The 1,987-nt window shown below is 65.9% G+C and carries 1 protein-coding gene; it reads left to right on the plus strand.

Translation table 11 applies throughout. The annotated features are described in order from the left end of the window. Positions 1-159 precede the first annotated feature (159 nt). Complete coding sequence (locus tag AB0H88_RS52520; RefSeq protein ID WP_357657747.1) at positions 160-1,872, plus strand: IS1634 family transposase; 1,713 nt, start codon at positions 160-162, stop codon at positions 1,870-1,872. The last annotated feature ends 115 nt before the right edge of the window (positions 1,873-1,987 follow it).

Consider the following 1,987-nt stretch of genomic DNA (forward strand, 5'->3'; position numbering starts at 1 on the left):
ACCCGCGTTCCGCAGCTAATTCATGATCCAGGGCATGTTCGGGTCTGAACTCGCAGGTCGGCGCGGTGTGGCCTGGTGGAAACGGCGGAAAGCCCTAGTGACACGACTTCGGCGATAACCCCGTCACGATCTGTGCATTCGCTGCTACGGTCTGGTGACATGTTCGTCAGGACAGCGACCCGGAAGAACAAAGACGGCACCACGGTGCGTTACCTCCAACTCGCCCATAACGAGTGGGATCCCATCGCCAAAGCCGCCAAGATGAAGGTCCTGCACAACTTCGGCCGCGAAGACCAGATCGACCGCGCAGCCGTCGAACGCCTGGTCGGCTCGCTGTGCCGGCTGCTGGATCCGGGCCGGGCCGCCGCCCTCACCTCGGGCGCGGAGCTGACCTTCATCGGCTCGGCCGCCTACGGCGGCGTCTATCTCCTTGACCAGCTGTGGCGGCAGCTGAAGATCGACACGATCCTGACGCGTATCCTGGCCTCCACCCGGCGCAGCGTCTTCACTGAGCGGGTGCTGTTCGCGCTGGTCGCCAACCGCGCCCTGGACGCCTCCTCCAAGCTGGCCGCCTCGCACTGGGTCGGCCGCAACGCCCACGTCGACGGCCTGCCCGCCTGCTCCGACGATGCCTGCTACCGGGCGATGGACTGGCTGCACCAGGTCCAAGACTCCGTCGAGCGCAAGGTGTTCGACCAGGTCGCCACCCTGCTCAACCTGGAAGTCGACCTGCTGTTCTTCGACACCACCTCCACCTACTTCGAGATCGACGAACCGGACGAGCCGATCGCCCGCAATGGGCGCGGCTTCCCACTCCCCGACCCCGAAGACGGCGACGGCGACGAATCGGTGATGAAGGGGTTCCGCTCGCGCGGCAAGTCCAAGGATCACCGCGACGACCTGCCGCAGATCGTCATCGGGATGGCCGTCACCCGCGACGGCATCCCGGTCCGCATCTGGTCCTGGCCCGGCAACACCACCGACACCGCCCTGATCCGCCAGGTCAAGGACGACATGCGGGACTGGACCCTGTCCAAGATCGTGTGGGTCGGTGACCGCGGCTTCGCCTCCGCCGACAACCGCCGCTACCTGCGCAAAGGCGATCACCACTACATCATCGGCGAACGGCTGCGCTCCGGCTCGGCCGAGGCCAAGGCCGCCCTGTCCCGCCAAGGCCGCTACCAGGACGTTGCCGAGAATCTGAAGGTCAAAGAGGTGCGGATCGGCGAGTCCGACCGGTTCGTGATCTGCTTCAACCCCGACGGCGCCGAACGCGACGCCGCCATCCGGACGCGTCTGATCGCCCAACTGGCGGAGGTGATCGCCGACACCGACACGCTCAGCGCCACCAAACGCGCCGAACTGCGCGGCGTCATCTCCACCAAGCCCGGCCTGAACCGCTACCTGCGCACCACCCCCAAAGGGCTACTGCGCATCGACGCCGCGAAGATCAAGGCCGAGACGAACCTGGACGGCAAGTACCTGCTGCGCTGCTCCGACCCCAAGCTGTCGGCCGAGGACATCGCCGTGGGCTACAAGCAACTGCTGGAGGTCGAGCGAGGCTGGCGCGACATGAAGCAGGTCATCGACCTGCGGCCGGTCTATCACCGGCTCGAGGAACGTATCCGCGCGCACGTCATCTTGTGCTGGCTGGCGCTGCTACTGATCCGCATCATCGAGACCAGCACCGGCGTCACCTGGAACCGCATCCGCCAGGAGTTCGACCTCCTGACGGTGGCCACCTTCACCGGCCCGACGGGCACTTTCCGTCAGCGCGCCGAGCTGACCAAGCCCCAACGTGACATCCTGGCCAAACTCGACATCCCGACCCCGAAGAAGATCGTCGAAGCCATCCCCGCCGCAGACGCCTGACCAGGCACAACACTCACGCCTAGTGACACGCCGCATCAGCGTGCCCGCAAGCGTTTCCCCAGCTCAGACCGCAGATCTGTGTGCTTTTCCCGCTACACATCTGCGGAACGCGGGT

The sequence above is a fragment of the Nonomuraea sp. NPDC050680 genome, assembly GCF_040654555.1.
Classification (GTDB): Bacteria; Actinomycetota; Actinomycetes; order Streptosporangiales; family Streptosporangiaceae; genus Nonomuraea.